Here is a 19,584-nt window from a genome sequence, read left to right as displayed (position 1 = left end):
TCCAGATACAGAATACTTTGGCGGAATTTCAATCAGCATATGAATATGATCAACGCATACTTCCGCTTCAAGAATGTTGATTCCCTTCCATTCGCATAGCTGTCTCAGTATTTGTCCAATTTCAATTCTTCGAGCATCATAAAATGATTTTCTTCTATATTTTGGTGCAAAAACCACATGATATTTACAATTCCACTTAGTGTGTGATAGACTGTGTAAGTCATCGTTATATGACATATAAATGCCCTCCTTCTATTTTGTATTGCAGTTGGAAGCCGCAGTACAATTATAGTACGAGGGCACTTTCTTTACCACTCCGCTAAAGCTTGAATGGACCCCCAGACAATCTGGGGGTTTTTATGTTTACACAAAAAACAAGGAAGTATACTTCCTTGTCCTAGTCTAAATCAAGATATAAGTCCTTGAGATATACGCCTGTATTAATAAGATTCTTAAAGCTTTCAACAACTGTTTCTTTGTCTTCCTTATAGGTTACACCAAACCATTTATCCTTTGTTTCAATGACTTTAACAGTAATCTTATGTGCTTCCAAGAGTTCACCAATATATGTTGGGATGAGGTATTCACCCTTGATTGGATCATCATTTGTCTTTAAGAATTCGACAAAGCCTTCTTCAAGCATGTCCATGAATTCTGGTGTTAAGGCCCACATATTCATAGAACAATAGCTATTTGGATCTAATTCTTTGCCATCACTTTCTGCACCATTTGCGATCTTGGCAATATTCTTTGTTTCATGAACATCTGTCAGATAGCCATTGGCATCAATTTCACACAAGCCTCTAGTAACAACACCATTGTCTGATAATGTGTTCTTAAGAATAAAGCCTGCCATTGCGAAGTCCTTTGGTCCATGTTCTTCTAAGAGGAAATCATGAAGCTTGACAAAGGCATCTTTGCCATAATAGTCGTCAGCATTGATGACAACGAAAGGTTCATTGATCAGGCCTTTCGCTGCAAGGACAGCCTGGCCTGTACCCCAAGGCTTGCTGCGTCCTTCTGGCACGCTAAAGCCAGCTGGCAAGTCTTCAAGACTCTGGAAACAATAAGCTACTTCTACATTGTTGCGTTTTGCGACTTCTTCAATACGATTACCGATTCTTTCTTTGAAATCATTTTCAATATCTTTTCTGATGATAAAGACTATCTTGTTGAAGCCTGCTTCAATCGCATCATGAATCGAATAGTCCATAATGATTTCATCATGCATGCCGACTGGTTCTAATTGCTTGATGCCTCCACCAAATCTTGAGCCAATACCGGCTGCCATAATTACAAGTGCACTTTTCATAATATCTATCTTCCCTTCAATATCACGTTACTTTCATAATACACGAATTATGGCTCTATTACCATATAAATTACATTAATCCGCTTTTTTCAGGCTTAATCCATCATGGAATGCCTTTCCTACAACAGGTCCAATGACACGATAACTCATTGAGGCAATATCAAAGATAATTGGCTTCAGCTTGTCATAATCCACCTTGCCATCAGTTAGAATTGCTTCATCAGCCTGCTCACTGACAATCTTGCCAACAAGGATACCTGTTTCATCATCATAAGAAGTGACAAGACATTCTAATGTCAGTGGATATTCTTCTATAATAGGTGCATTGACATGAGCACTCTTATGAACATGAACGCCTGCTTTTTCTATTTTATTGACCCTATTGCCGGTTTCAACACCAAAATAATCTGAGATTGTAACCGTTTCAGCAGTTCCAAAGGCGACTGTGAAAGCGCCTGTTGTCTTGAGATTCTTTGTTGTTTTATGTTTGCCTAGAAAGAATGTCACTTCGCCATAGTCTGACTGTGATCCCCAGGCGGCATTCATGGCATTGGCCTGGCCATTTTCATCATATGTTCCAATAATATAGACACCCTCAGGTGCGATTGTTGCTTTTTTTGCTGGAATTTCCATAATTCTACCTTCTTTCTTCATTCATCAAAAAAGACGAGACCATGCTCGCCTTATCTATTATTTTTTGAAATCTTCAATAGCTTTCAATGCATCACTAAGAACTTTTTCACCATCCATGCGGCCATATGAACGCATGTCGATATTTTGAACTGGCATCTTGCCATCTACAAGTTCCTTAACTGACTTTTCAGCATATCTGATCTGTGGGCCAAGCAAGATAATATCTGCATCTAAATGATCCTTTGCTTCAGAAACTGGATTTGCCCAGATTTCTACATCTAATCCTTTTGCAGCAGCTGCTTTTTCCATCTTCGTTACAAGCAAGCTTGTAGACATGCCTGCTGCACAACATAGCATAATCTTCATCTTCTACTAATCTCCTTTTGTTACTTTTATTGTAAAACAATTTGAAAAAAATGCAATCGTTTTCAATATTGGTCATTTTTAATCAGTGAAATTATGCCATCAAAACAATCAAAAAATCATTTTAAATAGTAGTAATTTAGATCGATACGTTCTTTCGAAATGCCCTGAATTTTAAAGTTATCGCCTATTTGCCACATGTCCGGTGTGAAGGTTTGGTTATTAAGTGTAATCGTTGGCTTTGTGCCAACATAACCATAGCGGGCATACCATTTGTGTTTGATTGAAGCAAAGTAGGCATTGGAAAGATAGGTTTCATAATAGGACTTATTGGCATAGATACCAACATTCTTATAGCCGGCTTTGGCTAATACGTCAAAGAATTCACGGGCAAGTGACTCAACATAGGCAATCTTGATGACTTCAGGAACATTGCCATAAAGCGTATCACTTTCTAGATCAAGATAGATAGGATATTGCAATGATTCACTTGTCAGCTTGTTTTCTTTTAAGAGCTTGACAAAGGCATTGGCCTGATCAAGGACTTCCTGGTCGGTGATCAGTGTCTTGTTGTCTTTGGAAGAGAGATACCAATAGAGTCCAAGATCAATCTTGTCCTTCTGACATTCCTTGATGAAGTGACTGAAGTTCTTCTCTGTTGAATAGCCATGTCCAGCCCGGACAATCGCAAAGTTTGTCCCGGCCTTCTTCAAGACGTCTGCTTCAATCTTGCCCTGATAGCTTGATAAATCAACGCCCACCTTGACATTATTGGGATTGGTTACCTGCGTCTTGATATCATAGCCATATGTTTTCTTATTGTATTTACCTGTGACACGAATAGTTGTTGTACCCTTTCCTGTTGGGACAACCAAGACATAACGTTTATTACCTACAAGATAGCTGACAATCTGACAAATGGCTGTATTTTTAGAATCTACTGAGGTAATGGTCATTTGATTGTAGATGGGGTCAGTGACGATTTTATTGACTGCCGATGTTTCCCCTACAACAGCTTTAATTGAATATGTGGCCGTTGGCTTTGTTTTAAAGATGGCTGGAATCTGGAGTGTTGTCTCTTTCTTCTCTTCTTGCTTTGTCTTCTGGAAGCTAAGGACAACTGTAATAACAACAGCCACAGCCACAAATAAAATGCCAAGCTTCTTAAACTTTTCTTTCATCATTATTCACCTTCTGACATATAAACATGCCCGCATCCTTCGTAATATGGAAGGACTTTGTCTTTGCGAGCTTACGATCGAGGAATTTACGGAATTCATCATACTTCTTAGAAATATATTCACCCTGATTGCCATGGCAGGAAAGAATATAGTTTGAGAGGTCATCCCTATTTGTGACCTCAAGGGCATCTTCATGGCGCAACAATTCTACCCTGGCGAAAAAGCGAGAAAGAAGCTGTTCGCCATTTTCTAGGCCAAAGATATCGTAGAGATTGATATTAGAGAGGGTGATGCGGGTATCAAACTCCTTGACAAGGTCAGTGATCTCATGCATATGCTTCTGGCCATAGCTTGAGGCATAAAAAACACCATCCGGCTTTAAGACGCGATAGATTTCACTAAGCGCTGTGGGTAAGTCCTTGATATAGAAGAGAACATGATTGGCAATCACGACATCAAAGGTGGCATCATCATAAGGAATATCTTCGACATCGAAGCAGGCATAACGCATATTGGCAACATGTTCAAGATTTTCTTTAGCGTCATTGACCATTCCCTCGGAAATATCGGACAAGGTGATGGATGCATCTGGAATGGCAGCGGCATTCTTTTTCCACAGCTCCCCATTGCCACATCCCACTTCCAAAACCTTCATCCCATTCTCTAAATGATATTGGCGAAAGAGCCAGGAAAACCATGTCTCCTGATTAACGGAATAGCGCTCATGTAAACGAATACGAATTTCTAAGTTGGAGGAATCACGGTATTGTTCCACAACAGAATCATTCATGCTTGTCATCTTGATGAGCTTGATCAGCTGGTTCCAGTCAATATCCTGCTTATCACTTAAGACATTCTTTGTTTCTTCAATGGCACTCTGGATGGCTAACAGATGGTTGATTTTGCCTTCAATGAGCGTTGATTGCAGTTCTAAGGATTGCATTAATGAATTGACATCATCATTGAGTGTCATCGAAAAGATCTCTTCTAAAGAGAAGCCAAGCTGTTTAAGTGAAAGGATTTGCTGGAGCTTGACAAAATCTTTATCGGTATAGAGACGATAGCCATTTTCGGCAATCATCGTTGGCTTCAACAAGCCCTGCTTGTCATACCAGCGAATGGTACGGATGGAGACATTGGCCATTTTCGCAAACTCTCCTGTTTTATAGTAACGCATGCATCTTCCTCCTAACGTCCTCATTATATCATTAAGAAGATAAATAGAGAATGTACTATAGGATAATCCTATTGTATACTCAATAATATAAAGATAAGCGAAAAAAGAAAATACAAGTTATAATAGGGAATAGTTTGAGATAAGGAGTATGGTCATGAAAATAATCGATATATTAAATCAAGATAAAATAACACTATCCTTTGAAGTCTTTCCACCAAAGCTGACAAAGAATTATGATGATGTGGCTTTTAAGGCCAAGGAAATTGCCAAGTTGCATCCTGATTTTATGAGTGTTACTTATGGTGCTGGCGGTGGCACAAGTGAATATACTTTAAATATTGCCAAAGAGATTAAAGAGAAGGAGAATGTTGAAGTCATGGCACATTTAACCTGTGTCTCTTCTTCAAAAGAACATGTGCATAATATGATTCATCGTTTAAAAGAGAATCATATTGAAAATATTATGGCTTTACGTGGAGATATTCCTTCTGGTGGATCTAAATTTCATGATTACCAGCATGCCTCAGAACTCATTAAGGAGATTAAGGCAAGTGGTGATTTTTGTATTGGTGCTGCCTGTTATCCGGAAGGTCATCCTGAAGCTGGTAATAAAGATACGGATATTAAGAACTTAAAGAAAAAGGTTGATGCCGGAGCTGACTTTTTGACAACCCAGATGTTCTTCGACAACAATGTCTTCTACAACTTCCTTTTTAGAGCACGTGAAGCTGGCATTGATGTTCCTATTGTTGCTGGCATCATGCCTATTACCCGTGGTCTTCAGGTGAAGCGGGCAAGAGAGCTTTCCAACTGTTCAATGCCTCAGCGCTTTATTTCCATGGTCGATAAGTTTGGTGATAATGATGAAGCAATGAAACAGGCAGGGATCATTTATGCATCTGAACAGATTATTGATTTGATTGCTTCTGGGATTAAACATATTCATGTCTATTCAATGAACAAGCCCGATGTTGCCTGTGCAATAATGCATAATGTATCGGAGATTATTCGATGATGGAAGTGAGAAAAAGCGAGATTTATCGCTATCTAGGTTATTCAAAGCGAAAGAAGATTGAGATTACCCCTGAGATTGATCATTTAATTGATGAATGCATTGCGGATCTAAAGAAAGTTATCACACCAGCAACAGTCTATAAACGTCTACCCTTAAAATGGCTAGACGAAAAAACAATTGAAGTAGGCGGTATGCAGGTGGCATCAACCAGTCTGGCAAAAAATCTTCAGGGATGTCATGAAGTCTTTCTCTTTGGGGCAACGATTGGCATTGGCGTAGATCGCATGATCAAGCGGGCCGAGCTGAGCAAGATGGCTAAGGCTGCCATCTATCAGGCTACTGGTGCCGAGATGGTTGAGTGCGTCTGTGATGAGCTTAATGAACAACTCAGACAAGATGTGGCTCAAGAAGGTCTATATCTTAAACCACGTTTTTCTCCAGGCTATGGGGGAACGCCATTAAGCTTGCAGCGAGATTTTGAACGGATATTACATATGAGTGCTATTGGTATCAGCTTAACAGAGACATGTTTGATGGTACCAAGCAAGAGCGTAACAGCCTTTATTGGCATTACTGATCAAAAGACAAAGAGTGTAAGTGGATGTGCAGCCTGTGACCAACAAGACTGTCCATCAAGAAAGGAGTAGGTAATGGCTTTATTAGATCGATTAGGTAAAGAGTGGTTGTTTTTTGATGGTGGAACAGGCACCATCTTACAGGACTGGGGACTGGCTGCTGGCGAACTGCCAGAAACATGGAATATTAGACATCAGGATAAGATTAGAACATTAGCGCGTGATTATTTTGCAGCTGGCAGTGACATTGTCAATGCCAATACATTTGGGGCCAATCGCTTAAAATATCCTGATCATCTTGAAGAGATTGTCAGGAACGCGATTAAGCTTGCGAAAGAAGGCCGTCATGAAGCCAGGCGTGATGATGATGGCTATGTCGCTCTTGATTTAGGGCCAACTGGTAAATTACTGGAGCCTTTAGGAGACCTGCCTTTTGAAAAGGCCATTGAGATTTATGGTGAAGTTGTGCGCTATGGGGCAAGTGAAGGAGCAGATGTTATTGTCATCGAGACCATGACGGATGCCTATGAAATCAAGGCAGCTGTACTGGCCGCTAAAGAGAATTCCAATCTGCCTATTCTTGTCACAGTGACTTTTGATGAAAAAGGCAAGCTTTTAACCGGTGCAAGTGTTGAAACAGTTGTTGCCTTACTAGAGGGGCTGGGTGTTAACGCCCTTGGAATTAACTGTTCGCTAGGGCCAAAGCAGCTGATGCCCATTGTTCAAAAAATGACTGAGCTTTCTTCTCTACCACTAATTGTCAATCCTAATGCTGGACTGCCTAAAAGTGTTAATGGCAAGAATGTCTATGACATGCATGAAGATGAGTTTGCTTCGTTGATGGGCGAAATGGCCAATTTACCTGTTCAGGCTCTTGGGGGCTGCTGTGGGACAACACCGCTTTATATTCGCAAAGAAATTGAAGAAGTACGCAAGCACCCTTTCCCATATCCTACAAAGAAGCATCATACCTATGTGACATCCTTCTCAACCGCAGTTGAGATTGGTACAAAGCCAAGAATCATTGGTGAACGTATTAATCCTACTGGCAAGAAGAAATTCAAGGAAGCTTTGAAAAATCATGATATCAACTACATACTCTCCCAGGGCTTAGCTCAGGAAGATGCCGGTGCTGATATTCTTGACGTCAATGTCGGTTTACCGGAAATTGATGAAGCAGCAACATTGGTGGAAGTCGTCAAGGAATTACAAAGTGTAACCGGTCTGCCTTTACAGATTGATACTGGCAATGTTGAAGCAATTGAAAAGGCGATGCGTGTCTATAACGGCAAATGCATGCTCAATAGCGTGAATGGGAAAAGAGAAACGATGGAAGCCATCTTTCCGATTGTCAAGAAGTACGGTGCTGTTGTTGTAGCGTTACTTCTTGATGAGGATGGCATTCCTGACAATGCTGATAAACGTATTGAGATTGCCAAGAAGATTTATGCGACGGCTGATGAATATGGTATCTCCCATGATGATATTGTCTTTGATGGTCTTGCCATGACAGTTTCATCCGACCCTCAAAGTGCTCTTGTCACGCTTGAAACAATTAGACGTATTCGTGATGAATTGCATGGACATTCCATTCTTGGAGTTTCTAATATTTCCTTTGGCCTGCCGGAACGTTCCATTCTTAATGCCAACTTCTTCACCATGGCAATGCAGAATGGGCTCTCATGTGCAATTGTCAATCCGAACACTAAGTCAATGATGGATAGCTATCGTGCTTTTAATGCGTTGATGAACTATGATACAAACTTCACTGATTATATTACAGCCTATGCCAATGTCGAAAAGCCAGTCGTTAAGGCAACAACGACAATGTCCCTATATGAAGCAATCAAGCGTGGGATGGCGCAAAATGCAGCTGAAGCGACAAGAGATGGTCTTAAGAATAAGGATGGGCTCACGCTTATAAATGAAGAACTGATTCCAGCCCTTGATGAAGTTGGACAGGGCTTTGAGAAAGGGACACTTTTCCTACCTCAGCTATTAATGAGTGCCGAAGCGGCTAAAGCTGCTTTTGGTGTTGTTAAAGAAAGCATGGCTGGTGAAGCACGCGAAGTAAAAGGACGCATTATTCTTGCAACAGTCAAGGGAGATATTCATGATATTGGGAAGAATATTGTGAAGGTCATGCTGGAGAATTATGGCTTTGATATCATTGATCTAGGTCGTGATGTTCCTCCGGAAGTGATTGTTGATACGGCAATCAAGGAGAATATTAAGCTTGTTGGCTTGTCCGCCTTAATGACGACAACTGTTGTCAGCATGGAAGAAACAATCAGACAGCTTAGAGAAAAGAAACCTGATACGCTCGTCTGTGTTGGGGGAGCCGTGATGAATCAGGATTATGCCGATGAAATTGGTGCTGATGCTTATTGCAAGGATGCAATGGCAACCGTTCATTATGCGAATAAAGTTTTTGGAATTGAAGAATAGATAAAGGGGAGTTATTTATGAAGAAATATTTAAGTTGTTTTCTCGTATTCTTGATGACATTATCACTATCACTGACTCAGGTAAGTGCTAGTAATTATAGTGATAAGCTCACAAATGCCTATAATAAGGCTGTTAGCTACTATCAAAGCAAGCGTCAAACTGGTTTTGAAAGCTATGATGATATTCTTGCAAGTGAATCTGTAGGTGTGGAAGCTGATGAGGCTTTAAATGCACAGGATTTACTGACTGAAGAGTTACCTTATCTTCATCTTGAAGATCGCAATAAGACAAATATTGGTACTTTAGGCAAGATGATTGTTTTGACATGTTTAATGGGGAAGGATCCACAAAATATTGATGGCCAGAATCTTGTTGAAGCATTGGAAAGTCGCGTTCAGGAAGATGGTTCAATTGTCAATTCAACTGGCGCCAATAATGATATCTGGGCGCTTTATGGCCTCTATGTCATTAATTCGGATAAACAGCAGCTTGTGGGCAACTATCTTGCGCAAGAAGCACTGGATTCAGGTGCTTACTGGTTTTCTTCAAGCTGGAAGTCAGCTGATGTCGATACAACTGGCTGGGCTATCGAAGCGTTAAGCTTAGTGAATAAGACAGCTTATCAATCATCCATCCAGCATGCCATTAACTATATCAAGAGCGTGACAAAGAATGAAAACAACCAGTCTGTCTTTACCATCTATGGCGGCAATGCCAATACCCAGGGATGTGTTCTTGAAGGCCTTGTCGTTGCTGATCGTGAAGGCTTATTAAATGATCACTATAATGCCCCTCATGCTGCTAACCCTTATGACTACCTGCTGACTTGGCAGATGGATGATGGCTCTTTTAAGGCAATGAATTATGATGCTAATTATCAGCCAATTGGTGTTGGCTACAACAACATGGCAACACGTGATGGCGTTCTTGCCTTAGGTACATATAAGAATGGGTCTGTCTTTGATAAGGCTAAACGTGATTATGATAAGACAAAACATCCGACAAAGAACTACCAGCTGACAAATGGCAATAAGACAACTATTACAAAAGGACAGTCATTTATATTCTCAACAGATATTCCTCAAAAGGGCATTCAAAGCATCAGCGTAGATGGTAATGAGATTGATCGTTCTTATTATACTGTTAATCAGACCATCACCCTAAACGCAAATTACCTCAACACTTTAGCCTTAGGCCAGCATACAATTGTAATCAGTGCTCTTGATGGCAAGGCAAGTGGTACATTTACTCTGATTGCTCCTCAAGAAGAAGTCAAAAAGCCTGTTCAACCAGTTCAAGAAGTTAAGCAGCCAATTAAAAAAGCACCATCTACAACCCCTGTCAAACAGGAAAAGAAAGTGGTGAAGAGCTATAAAGTGGTTGATACAAGCGATTCAACTGATATTGAACTCTATGTCTTATTAGTTATATTGACTGGATTAGGCATTGTATTATTAAGAAGATATCATCATGTTTAAGAAGATTGATCAAAAGACTAAGCTTGTCATTGTTTTTGTCATTATCGCTTTGATTGCTATTGGTGGCGTGGGCATTTATCACAGTGTTCATCCCCCAGTAAAGGTTGAAGTCAAGACAGAGAAGAAAAAAGTAAGCAAGAAGAAAGCTGTTGAAAAAGAGGTAGCGCCTAAAATAGAGGCGAATACACCAAAAACTGACACTTCAACAAAACCTACAAATACACAAGAACAGTCAACACAGCTAAAACAAGCAACACAAACAACACCTTCTACTAAAAAGACACCAGTTCCTCAAAAAACACAGACCAGTACTTCCCAAGCAGCTCGAAAACCAGAAGTAGCACAAACAAAACAAGAAGCAGCCGTAACACAAAGTCAACCAGTCAAACAAGAACCATCTGAAGAGCAGATTCATGTGACAATAACAGGGATTAATGAGAACTTCTATAATAGTGATATGCCCTTAAAAGAAGGAGCAACAGCTTATAGTATTCTTAGTGAAACAGGTCTTTCTTATAAAAAGACTGGCTTTGGCTCAGCGACTTATGTGCGAGCGATCAATGGACTTGCCGAAAAAGACCATGGACCACTGTCTGGCTGGATGTATAAGGTTAATGGTGTTGCGCCTAATATTAGTGCTGGTGGTTATAAGTTAAAAAAGGGTGATCAAGTTGTCTGGTACTACGTCAACTACAATTAAATATCGTCCGGTTAAGGAAATTGCCTTAATTGGCTTATTGTCCGCCTTTAATATTGCGTCACGTATTGGCTTACAGGCCTTACCCAACGTCAAGCCAGTCACTTCCATTATTATCTTGTCGGTCATCTTGTTTGGTTTAAGCTTTGCCTTTAAAGTGACTGTTGTCACAACTGTTGTTTCCAATATCTTTCTTGGCATGGGCATCTGGACATTCTTTCAGATTCTCGCCTGGTTTGTGATTTGTATATTGACTGAGATTTTAGTTGATCTCTTTCATATTAGGGAAAATAAACCTCATTATGTCCTGATGGCTTGTTTTAGTTTTGTGATGGGTTATGTGTTTGGATTTGTCGTATCGCTCGATCAGTTTGTGATTGGTGGTTTAGGGCTGTTTATTCCTTATTATGTGGGAGGATTATTATTTGATACTTTTCATGCTGTAGGGAATTTCTTCTTTTATTTGATGTTAGCACCTATTCTTTATAAAATATTTGAGAAAGACTTAAAAAAGAGTGAGCAGAATTAACTGTTCACTCTTCTTTTTATCTCTTCTTAATTATTGTTCCATCATTCTTAAAGATTGAAGCTTCAGGAATAACACCACGTACACATGATGTTGGATAGACGTTGGAATGTCTGCCAATGACAGTACCTGGATTGAGAACTGAATTACAGCCTACTTCAACATAATCACCAAGCATAGCACCAATCTTCTTTAAGCCTGTTTCAATCTGTTCATCACCATTATGAATCACGATAAGCTTTTTATCACTCTTGACATTTGAAGTGATGGCACCTGCTCCCGTATGTGAATAATAGCCAAGAATACTATCACCAACATAGTTATAGTGAGGTGTCTGGACATGGTCAAAGAGAATGACATTCTTAAGCTCTGTTGAGTTACCGACAACACAATCTGCCCCAACAAGTGCGCTTCCTCTAATAAAAGCACATTGTCTTACTTCAGTACGAGGACCAATGATGCAAGGTGCTCCAAGGTATGCCGAAGAGAAGACTGTTGCACTCTTATGAACCCATACATGTTCAGAGACTTCTTCATATTCATTCTTATCCAATGTTTCACCTAAGGCAATGATGAAATCTTTAATGCCCTTTAATGCTTCCCATGGATATGTGAATTGTGCTAAATAGTCTTTCGCAAGCGTGTGATCTAGGTCATATAAATCATGAATTGTATACATTTCTTAATCCTTCTTTCTTTCAATACATATCTTAAAGGAAATGGGGACATTTTTAAAGTCTAGTTATGCTTTGAAATGATTTTTCTTAACTGAATGATGGCTGTTGGAATGATTGCGAGTAAGAAGATGGTTATCACTTGTGTACTATTCATAGCAGCAACCCTAAACATGCTTCTGCCTACAGGTGTAAAGATGATCAAGAGGACAAGCACTAAGCCAATCAGGAAGGCATATAGGCTAAACATATTGCGTTTAAAGCCTAAGGCAAAGATGCTTTTCTGATCACGACAGTTGAAGCCATGAAGCAAGCGTGACATAGTCAAGGTCAAGAAAGCCATTGAACAAGCCATCATCGGTGAACTGTGCAGGCCCATATGGAAGGCAATTGCGACAACAATACCAATAAGAATACCTTGTAAGACCATTCTTCTGATAAATGCTTTATCCATAATACCAGCATGGGGGTCTCTTGGCTTTTGTTTTAAGACATCATGGTCGCCTGGCTCCATGCCTATTGCCAGGGCAGGAAGGGAATCTGTCACCAAGTTAATAAAGAGCAGCTGAACAGCTAAGAATGGGATTGGTAAGCCAACAACCGAAGTATAAAGCACAACAAGAATAGCCGATAAGTTACCCGATAAGAGATAGAGAACAGCATTCTTGATATTCTTATAGACAACACGTCCATTCGCAACTGCTTTGATAATGGTTGCAAAGTTATCATCACTAAGAATCATGCTTGCGGCATCTTTAGAAACTTCCGTACCTGTGATGCCCATTGCCACACCAATATCCGCTTTCTTAAGAGCTGGGGCATCATTGACGCCATCACCAGTCATTGAGACAATGCGTCCTTTTTTCTGCCATGCATCAACAATGCGAATCTTGTTTTCCGGTGAAACACGGGCATAGACGGAGATATGTTCAACTCTTCTTGCAAGTTCTTCATCACTCATTGCATCAAGTTCCATTCCTGTGACAGCTTCATCACCTTCATTAAAGATACCAATCTTCTTGGCAATTGCTGTTGCGGTAACTTTATGGTCACCAGTAATCATGACGGTACGAATCCCGGCTTCCTTGGCATCCTTTACAGCCTGAATGGATTCAACACGTGGAGGGTCAATCATCGAAATGAGACCAATAAAGATATAATTGTTTTCTGCTTCTAATGTAAGTTCTTCATCACTTTCCTTATAGGCAAAGGCAAGTACGCGTAAGCCATTCTTGGAAAAAGCATCATTCTGTTTCATGATTGCTTTTTTGTCTTCTTCAGTTATTGGACGAATTCCATTATTGTCTCTGATTTTTGTACAGCGTTCTAAAAGAACATCAATGGCACCTTTGGTAAAGATTGTTGGAATGCCATGAACAATATGCTTTGTACTCATCAGTTTGCGGTCACTATCGAAAGAGAGCTCCTGTATACGTGGGAGGGTATCACGAAGCATATGATCAGTGAGGATGCTTTCGCCATGATTAATGGAAATACCTTTAACATGATAAAACATTTCAATTAAGGCATATTCCGTTGGATCACCAATTCCTACGCCATTGGCAATCGTTGAGTCATTGGCAAGAATGGCATCAAGTAAAAGATAGCGATGAAGCTGGTTTGTCAGTTTCAAATCTTCTTCCTTCAATAACTCACCACCAATATAGATATCTTGGACTGTCATCTTGTTTTGAGTGAGTGTCCCAGTCTTATCAGAACAAATGACAGAAACAGAACCTAAAGATTCAACAGCCGCTAAATCCTTGATAATCGCATTTTCTTTAGCCATCTTTTTAGTTCCCATCGCCTGGACTATTGTGACAATCGAACTTAAGGCTTCAGGAATCGCTGCTACAGCTAGTGCTACGGCAAAAAGCAAGGCATCCATAATATGCATGCCACGCCACATTTCTAGTCCAAAGACTATCACGGAAATAATCATTATACCTGTCGCAAGCTTGCCTGAAAAATCATCAAGACTCTTCTGCAATGGTGTCTTATGTTCCTTCGTATCATTCATCAGCTGGGCAATCTTGCCTATTTCTGTATGCATGCCTGTTTCTGTTACAACGACAATAGCCCGACCATAAGTGACAAGTGAACCTGAGAATACCATATTTGTACGATCAGCCAAAGCAACTTCACCTTGCAACACTTCATCTTTCTTTTCGACATTTGTCGACTCACCCGTTAATGAGCTTTCATTAACCTGTAAGGAAAAGCTTTCTAGAATGCGTCCATCAGCACAAATCATATCTCCTGCATCCAGCATGACAATATCCCCGGGTACAACATCTACAGAATCAATTTCTAAACGCTGTCCATGACGAATGACTTTGACGTGGGGCGATGATAGTGACTTTAAGGCCGCTAAAGACTTTTGGGCATTGACACTCTGTACAGTCCCCAAGATGGCATTTAGAATGAGCACTGCGACAATTACGAGCGTACTTTCTACATCACCGGTAAAGAGTGAAACACTTGCCGCAATAATCAATATAATGACAAGTAGATCCGCAAACTGCGATAAGAATATCGCAAATGGTGTTTTTAACTTGGTCTCTTCAAGCTTATTACTACCCTTTTCAGCCCTGATTTTTTCAACCTCTTCTTCATTTAAACCATCATGCCTTGTATGTAATGTCTCTAAGACCTCCTGATGATTCATCTCATACCAATTTTTCATAACCTCTCTCCTTTTCAAACAAAAAGAGACTCTTGCATCCAAAAAGATTTTGAATGCAAAAGTCTCACTATTTCAACCTCATGCGGGGTCTTCACCCGTGAATTGACGCATTGAGATACAGCTAGGCTGCTAGTTACTCCCTTTTGTTTATTTCATTCTATAAAAAAGTCACTTACTTTTCAAGATAAAATTAGCTATGGGCAATGATCACTTCTTTTGTGGACCAGTTGCGTTTAGAAAGACGCCATAAGAAGAGAATACCGCGAACAGATAATTCAATGGCCATTGCACTCCATACCCCAACAAGGCCAATCCGTGGTGAAAGCAAGGTAGCCAATGGTAAGCGTACAAGCCACATTGAGACAAGATTAAAGAGCGATGGAATCATTGTATCCCCCGTTCCTCTTAGAACACCAGTAGCCACTATTGAAGCGGCAAACAGAGGTTCAGCGAAAGCTTCAATCCGTAAAACTCTTACACCTAGCATTTGAATAGAAGGATGAGGTGTTAATGTTGCAAGCATGAAAGGGGCAAAGATATACATCAATATACCTGTTATACTCATGACTGCCATACCTAGTATTGTCACAAGCCAGCCAAGGCGATAAGTTAAATCCTCACGCTTAGCACCAATTGACTGTCCAATCATTGTCGTAGCTGCAACGCCTATTCCATATCCAGGCATATAGCACAATGATTCAGCAGTCACGGAAAAACTATTGGCAGCAATGGCCTTTGTGCCTAGCGGGGCAACAATACGCGTTGAGACAATCTGGGCACCATCTTGAGCAATCTGTTCTAAAGCGACAGGCAGGGCAATACGGAAGGCACTTATAAAATATCCCTTGGAAAAATGCATTTTTTCCCCTTTTCTAAGCTTCAGCAGGTCACTTCTTCTAAGCAACCAATACAACATAACAAGAGAAATGATTGCCTGTGATAAAGCCGTTCCCAGCGCTGCCCCAGCGACTCCTAAATTCCATCCTGGCAAACTTCCTACTGTGCCACTTGGAAAGATCAATAAGAGATTGAAGAAAATATTCAACAAGCACATCAGGATGTTTAAAAGACTTGGTGTTTTCATATTACCGCTAGCCTGAAGCATACCACCAGCAACATTATTAAGCTGCTGGAAAGGCAGCTGACAGGCAAAGATCAAGAAATAAAGCGAGGCATGATCAATAATGGCTTTATTGCCACCTAGCCAAGATGGTAGCCACTTAGCAATACTGATGGCAATCAACAACATAACTATTGAAAAAAGCATGGTTGAAAGAAGTCCAATCTTCATGATATTTCTTGCTTCCTTGTTGTCCTTTGCGCCAATACGATGCGCAAGCTGGACACTAAAGCCAAGTGATGCTGCATTCAAGAGACCACCAATCAGCCATGTTGATGAGGAGACTAAGCCAATTGAAGCTGAATCATGGGCTCCAAGACGACCAACCATACTTGCATCCGCATATTCCATGATGATGGTTGATACTTGTGACATGATTGCAGGCAAGGAGATTTGGATGGTGAGCTTGATGGAGTCTTTTAGGGTAAGCTTGTCCCCATTTCTAAGTTTTAACAATAATTCTTTTTGCATAGTACTTCTCTTTCTTCTTATTTATATTATTCAATATCTTCCCACCAGTGTTCTTGATAAGCCAAGATATCCTTTATATCAACAGTTGTTCCAATAAGCGGCGTGATTACAGGTATCCTAGACTTCTTTGCATTTAGGCGCACTAAAGGATCATCCCAAGGATGCACAGAAAGACTATATGCCCCAAAATGCATGGGCACTAAATAGCGGGCATTAAGAATCTTAGCCGCCTTGAGTGCATCTTCAGGAAACATATGGATATTCATCCATCGACCATCATATTGTGCACATTCTAAAAATACGATATCAAAGCTATGATATCTTTTCTGGATTTCTTCAAAGTGATGGCCAAAACCAGAATCTCCCCCAATAAATATGCGGTGGCTGCTTGTTTCTATGACATAGGAGCACCAAAGTGTCTCATTTCTATCGAAGAGACTTCTCTGTGAGAAATGCCTTGATGGCTGAGCACCAAATGTTATACCTTCTATTTTGACTTCTTCTCCCCATGCCATATTGATAATTTTTGATTTTGAGATATGCCAACTTTCTAAGGTTTTCTCCACACCTAATGGTACGATAAAATGATGAACCTTGTCTTTTAGCTTTTTAATAGAAGGATAATCCAAATGATCATAATGATTATGGCTAATAAGACAAAAATCGATTTCAGGCAGGTCTTTAATAGCGATGACAGGTCGATCAAATCTTTTAAACAAGCCCAATGGTAATGGTGTTGGATAGGTTGAAAAGATGGGATCAATGAGAATTGTTTTGTCCTTGATTTGAATCAGTAATGTCGAATGTCCAAACCAGGTAAAGCTCAATTCATGGGAATGAGAAAAGTCTGGTTGATTGGTAGGCAAGGGAGAATGAGGACGTTTTCCTTTATTGGAAAGAACATTTTTGGTATGCATACTGAACTTCTGATCTTGGTCTAAATGATCATCATAGAAAAACTTCCCATTTTCATAGTTATGGCTTCTTTGGGCATAGTTTTGTTGATCTGTTTTGTTTGGTCTTTTTCCAAACACAGGATCCACATTATAAAGCATGATAATCACAATGAGCACTCCAATTAAAAACATCTTTCATCACCAATGCGTATTTTATCATATTCTTCCTTCTAATCAACAGAACTGTTGACAACTCATTTCCTTCAGGTATAATGACAAGCAATATAGAAACTCTGCCGCCGGGTAGAATGTGCATTAAGTCCCCCATCGATAGGCCTTAGCAGATGGGAATAATGGCTTGATGCTTTTTATTTGGAGGAAGCAACTATGACACTCAAACAAAAGTTTATTCATTATGTCTCAGCCAATATGATTTCAATGATTGGCTTATCACTTTATATTCTTGCTGATACATTCTTTATTGCCAAGGGTATGGGAGCTAACGGCTTAACTGCTCTTAATCTTGCCTTGCCAGTCTATAACTTGATTTCTGGTCTAGGTATGTTGATAGCGATTGGTGGTGCAGCCCAGTTTATCGCCTATAAGTCAACAGAAAACAATGATGCCAACAATGTCTTTTTACATGGATTATTGCTTGTGGGTGTATTTGGTGCAGTATTTGTCTTTGTAGGCATAGCTTTTTCAAATCAGCTTGCGACAATTCTTGGTGCCAATCAAGCTATTCATCATATGACTTCAACATATCTTAAGTTCATCATGCTTTTTGCGCCTGCTTTTATGTTGAACAATGTACTATCGGCCTATACAAAGAATGATGGGGATCCTCATCTAGCAATGATTGGGATGCTGGCGGGGAGTTTGTTTAATATCATCTTTGATTATATTTTTATTTTTCCTCTGCATCTTGGAATGCTTGGTGCAGTTCTCGCAACAGCCTTTTCTCCAATTATTGGCATCTTGATTCTCTCAACACGTTTTTTCCATCATAAGGCAAGTATTCACCTAGGCCACCTCGTTTTCAAAAAGAATCTTTTCATTAAAACCTTTACCCTCGGATTTCCTTCTTTAATTAATGAAGTTTCAGGAGGTATCGTCATGTTGGTATTTAATTACTTGATTCTTCATATCGCTGGTAATACAGGTGTAGCGGCCTATGGTGTCATTGTCAACATCTATCTTGTCATTCTTGCCTTCTTTAATGGTATTGCGCAAGGTGTTCAGCCTTTGATGGGGGAATGTTTTGCGAAAGGTGATCTTGAGGATTTAGAAAAAGTTCGCTATCATGCCATTGTCTTAGGTCTTGTGATTGCCCTCATTGTCTATATTCTAATGATCTTCTTCAAATCACCCGTTGTCTTAGCTTTCAATAGCGAACAAAACAAAACGTTACAAAGCTTAGCTGAAAGTGGACTCATTCTTTACTTTATTGCCCCATTCTTTGCCAGCTACAACATTATTACCATTATGTACCTGATTTCTATTAATCAACCATATCGTGCCCAAATCACCACTCTGCTTAGAGGGATCATTATTCTCATTCCTGCTGCTTTTCTTCTAAGTGCAACAATGAAAATGACAGGCATCTGGCTTACTCTTCCATTAACAGAATTGTTCACTGCACTTGTAGCAATCAAATTTCAACACCAACCAAAAAGAAGCGTACATTAAGTGCGCTTCTTTCATTTACTATTTTCCTTTGGCAAAATTATAAAAGGTCTTCTCTTTTACATCTGAAGGGTCAACGCCTAAGACTTCTGCCATCTTATAGACCATTGGGAACGGTGTCGCAGGACCTATAGAAGTAATCAAGTTTTCATCAGCTACAACGACTTCTTTCACAAATTTACCTGATAAAAGCTTATCTTCTTGACACTCCACACGACTAAAGTCGTGGGATTCTTGCTTCAACCACTACTGCGTTCCTAACAAGTTACCTTGTTGGCTCGTCTTACACAGTGTCCACAAGCGTAAATTCCCGTATGCCCTACGGTATTTTATATATGTCAGGATACTGACAGTGACAACCCTTTGTTTAAGATGTTTATGCTTGCGTTGGTGTCTCTACTGTGCTTTGCGTGACAATTAGGACATTCCCATTCTCTGATAGAGAGATTCTTTACAAGCGGGTTCTTATACCCACAGCTACTGCATGTCTGACTGCTTGGATACATGGTAGGTACTTTGATTATGTCATTCCCGTACCATGCAGCCTTGTATTCTGCAAAGGATAAAATAATAATGTAGGAAAAAGACAATATAAAAATGTCGGAAAACCTACATTCTTATTTTGTCCTTTTTGTGTTATTGATAT

General features: G+C 39.9%; 19 protein-coding genes. 7 read left to right on the top strand and 12 right to left on the bottom strand.

Annotated features, from left to right (window positions below):
* The 6 genes from tnpA to T529_RS0109695 form a co-directional block, all read right to left on the bottom strand.
* On the bottom strand, positions 1–237 hold a 237-nt coding region (gene tnpA, locus T529_RS0109720; RefSeq protein WP_033163411.1), incomplete at its 3' end, for an IS200/IS605 family transposase.
* Positions 238–397: 160 nt separating this feature from the next.
* Positions 398–1,312 carry a nucleotidyltransferase family protein gene (locus T529_RS0109715; protein WP_033163410.1) on the bottom strand — a complete coding sequence of 305 codons (915 nt, stop codon included), beginning with the start codon at positions 1,310–1,312 and terminating at the stop codon, positions 398–400.
* A 75-nt stretch (positions 1,313–1,387) separates the two neighbouring features.
* On the bottom strand, positions 1,388–1,945 hold the full coding sequence (locus tag T529_RS0109710) for a flavin reductase family protein (protein ID WP_081823115.1): 558 nt from the start codon (positions 1,943–1,945) through the stop codon (positions 1,388–1,390).
* 57 nt (positions 1,946–2,002) lie between these two features.
* Complete coding sequence (locus tag T529_RS0109705) at positions 2,003–2,311, bottom strand: PTS sugar transporter subunit IIB (RefSeq protein WP_033163409.1); 309 nt, start codon at positions 2,309–2,311, stop codon at positions 2,003–2,005.
* A 116-nt stretch (positions 2,312–2,427) separates the two neighbouring features.
* Positions 2,428–3,492: a GH25 family lysozyme gene (locus tag T529_RS0109700; protein WP_033163408.1), complete on the bottom strand. Its 1,065-nt coding sequence runs from the start codon at positions 3,490–3,492 to the stop codon at positions 2,428–2,430.
* A complete protein-coding gene (locus tag T529_RS0109695) occupies positions 3,473–4,666 on the bottom strand; it encodes a MerR family transcriptional regulator (protein WP_033163407.1) in 1,194 nt (397 codons plus the stop codon). Before T529_RS0109695 ends, T529_RS0109700 begins: the two co-directional genes overlap by 20 nt.
* 154 nt (positions 4,667–4,820) lie before the next feature.
* Between T529_RS0109695 and metF the strand changes: the two genes are divergently transcribed.
* The 6 genes from metF to T529_RS0109665 are packed head-to-tail and all read left to right on the top strand — an operon-like array spanning position 4,821 to position 11,408.
* Positions 4,821–5,681 (top strand): methylenetetrahydrofolate reductase [NAD(P)H], encoded by an 861-nt coding sequence (metF, locus tag T529_RS0109690; protein ID WP_033163406.1) that lies wholly within the window; start codon positions 4,821–4,823, stop codon positions 5,679–5,681.
* Positions 5,678–6,328 carry a vitamin B12 dependent-methionine synthase activation domain-containing protein gene (locus tag T529_RS0109685; protein ID WP_081823113.1) on the top strand — a complete coding sequence of 217 codons (651 nt, stop codon included), beginning with the start codon at positions 5,678–5,680 and terminating at the stop codon, positions 6,326–6,328. The genes metF and T529_RS0109685 overlap by 4 nt, the downstream gene beginning before the upstream one ends.
* A 3-nt stretch (positions 6,329–6,331) precedes the next feature.
* A complete protein-coding gene (locus T529_RS0109680; RefSeq protein ID WP_033163405.1) occupies positions 6,332–8,704 on the top strand; it encodes a homocysteine S-methyltransferase family protein in 2,373 nt (790 codons plus the stop codon).
* A gap of 17 nt (positions 8,705–8,721) precedes the next feature.
* Complete coding sequence (locus T529_RS0109675; protein WP_033163404.1) at positions 8,722–10,182, top strand: hemoblobin-interacting domain-containing protein; 1,461 nt, start codon at positions 8,722–8,724, stop codon at positions 10,180–10,182.
* Complete coding sequence (locus T529_RS12640) at positions 10,175–10,882, top strand: DUF4430 domain-containing protein (protein WP_051646955.1); 708 nt, start codon at positions 10,175–10,177, stop codon at positions 10,880–10,882. Before T529_RS0109675 ends, T529_RS12640 begins: the two co-directional genes overlap by 8 nt.
* A complete protein-coding gene (locus tag T529_RS0109665) occupies positions 10,854–11,408 on the top strand; it encodes a hypothetical protein (protein WP_238560806.1) in 555 nt (184 codons plus the stop codon). Before T529_RS12640 ends, T529_RS0109665 begins: the two co-directional genes overlap by 29 nt.
* 16 nt (positions 11,409–11,424) lie before the next feature.
* On the opposite strand, the gene T529_RS0109660 is transcribed toward T529_RS0109665, so the two are convergent.
* The 4 genes from T529_RS0109660 to T529_RS0109645 all read right to left on the bottom strand — a co-directional run bounded on the left by T529_RS0109660 (position 11,425) and on the right by T529_RS0109645 (position 17,444).
* Positions 11,425–12,084, bottom strand: coding sequence for an acyltransferase (locus tag T529_RS0109660; protein WP_033163403.1), 660 nt, complete (start codon positions 12,082–12,084; stop codon positions 11,425–11,427).
* Between the two features lie 59 nt (positions 12,085–12,143).
* Positions 12,144–14,765 (bottom strand): cation-translocating P-type ATPase, encoded by a 2,622-nt coding sequence (locus T529_RS0109655; RefSeq protein ID WP_033163402.1) that lies wholly within the window; start codon positions 14,763–14,765, stop codon positions 12,144–12,146.
* Positions 14,766–14,955: 190 nt separating this feature from the next.
* Positions 14,956–16,356 carry an MATE family efflux transporter gene (locus T529_RS0109650; RefSeq protein WP_033163401.1) on the bottom strand — a complete coding sequence of 467 codons (1,401 nt, stop codon included), beginning with the start codon at positions 16,354–16,356 and terminating at the stop codon, positions 14,956–14,958.
* Between the two features lie 26 nt (positions 16,357–16,382).
* Positions 16,383–17,444, bottom strand: a complete 1,062-nt coding sequence (locus tag T529_RS0109645; RefSeq protein WP_051646954.1) for an MBL fold metallo-hydrolase — start codon at positions 17,442–17,444, stop codon at positions 16,383–16,385.
* A gap of 195 nt (positions 17,445–17,639) precedes the next feature.
* On the opposite strand from T529_RS0109645, the gene T529_RS0109640 reads away from it, so the two are divergent.
* Complete coding sequence (locus T529_RS0109640; RefSeq protein WP_033163400.1) at positions 17,640–18,941, top strand: MATE family efflux transporter; 1,302 nt, start codon at positions 17,640–17,642, stop codon at positions 18,939–18,941.
* A gap of 18 nt (positions 18,942–18,959) precedes the next feature.
* On the opposite strand, the gene T529_RS0109635 is transcribed toward T529_RS0109640, so the two are convergent.
* Entirely contained in the window at positions 18,960–19,151 is a 192-nt protein-coding gene (locus T529_RS0109635) for a type 1 glutamine amidotransferase family protein (protein ID WP_033163399.1), read from the bottom strand.
* 125 nt (positions 19,152–19,276) lie between these two features.
* Positions 19,277–19,528, bottom strand: a complete 252-nt coding sequence (locus T529_RS13805) for a zinc ribbon domain-containing protein (protein ID WP_202962296.1) — start codon at positions 19,526–19,528, stop codon at positions 19,277–19,279.
* Between the last annotated feature and the right edge of the window lie 56 nt (positions 19,529–19,584).

This window comes from Sharpea azabuensis DSM 18934 (genome assembly GCF_000702165.1).
GTDB lineage: Bacteria > Bacillota_I > Bacilli_A > Erysipelotrichales > Coprobacillaceae > Sharpea > Sharpea azabuensis.
Note: the sequence above shows the minus strand (reverse complement) of the source record. Positions and strands in the feature narration are given on the sequence as shown.

What these genes read in the sequence shown, in the direction of transcription:
- T529_RS0109715 (WP_033163410.1), bottom strand. Translation starts at nt 1,312, where the DNA reads ATGAAAAGTGCACTTGTAATTATGGCAGCCGGTATTGGCTCAAGATTT.
- T529_RS0109710 (WP_081823115.1), bottom strand. Translation starts at nt 1,945, where the DNA reads ATGGAAATTCCAGCAAAAAAAGCAACAATCGCACCTGAGGGTGTCTAT.
- T529_RS0109705 (WP_033163409.1), bottom strand. Translation starts at nt 2,311, where the DNA reads ATGAAGATTATGCTATGTTGTGCAGCAGGCATGTCTACAAGCTTGCTT.
- T529_RS0109700 (WP_033163408.1), bottom strand. Translation starts at nt 3,492, where the DNA reads ATGATGAAAGAAAAGTTTAAGAAGCTTGGCATTTTATTTGTGGCTGTG.
- T529_RS0109695 (WP_033163407.1), bottom strand. Translation starts at nt 4,666, where the DNA reads ATGCGTTACTATAAAACAGGAGAGTTTGCGAAAATGGCCAATGTCTCC.
- metF (WP_033163406.1), top strand. Translation starts at nt 4,821, where the DNA reads ATGAAAATAATCGATATATTAAATCAAGATAAAATAACACTATCCTTT.
- T529_RS0109685 (WP_081823113.1), top strand. Translation starts at nt 5,678, where the DNA reads ATGATGGAAGTGAGAAAAAGCGAGATTTATCGCTATCTAGGTTATTCA.
- T529_RS0109680 (WP_033163405.1), top strand. Translation starts at nt 6,332, where the DNA reads ATGGCTTTATTAGATCGATTAGGTAAAGAGTGGTTGTTTTTTGATGGT.
- T529_RS0109675 (WP_033163404.1), top strand. Translation starts at nt 8,722, where the DNA reads ATGAAGAAATATTTAAGTTGTTTTCTCGTATTCTTGATGACATTATCA.
- T529_RS12640 (WP_051646955.1), top strand. Translation starts at nt 10,175, where the DNA reads ATGTTTAAGAAGATTGATCAAAAGACTAAGCTTGTCATTGTTTTTGTC.
- T529_RS0109660 (WP_033163403.1), bottom strand. Translation starts at nt 12,084, where the DNA reads ATGTATACAATTCATGATTTATATGACCTAGATCACACGCTTGCGAAA.
- T529_RS0109655 (WP_033163402.1), bottom strand. Translation starts at nt 14,765, where the DNA reads ATGAAAAATTGGTATGAGATGAATCATCAGGAGGTCTTAGAGACATTA.
- T529_RS0109650 (WP_033163401.1), bottom strand. Translation starts at nt 16,356, where the DNA reads ATGCAAAAAGAATTATTGTTAAAACTTAGAAATGGGGACAAGCTTACC.
- T529_RS0109645 (WP_051646954.1), bottom strand. Translation starts at nt 17,444, where the DNA reads ATGTTTTTAATTGGAGTGCTCATTGTGATTATCATGCTTTATAATGTG.
- T529_RS0109640 (WP_033163400.1), top strand. Translation starts at nt 17,640, where the DNA reads ATGACACTCAAACAAAAGTTTATTCATTATGTCTCAGCCAATATGATT.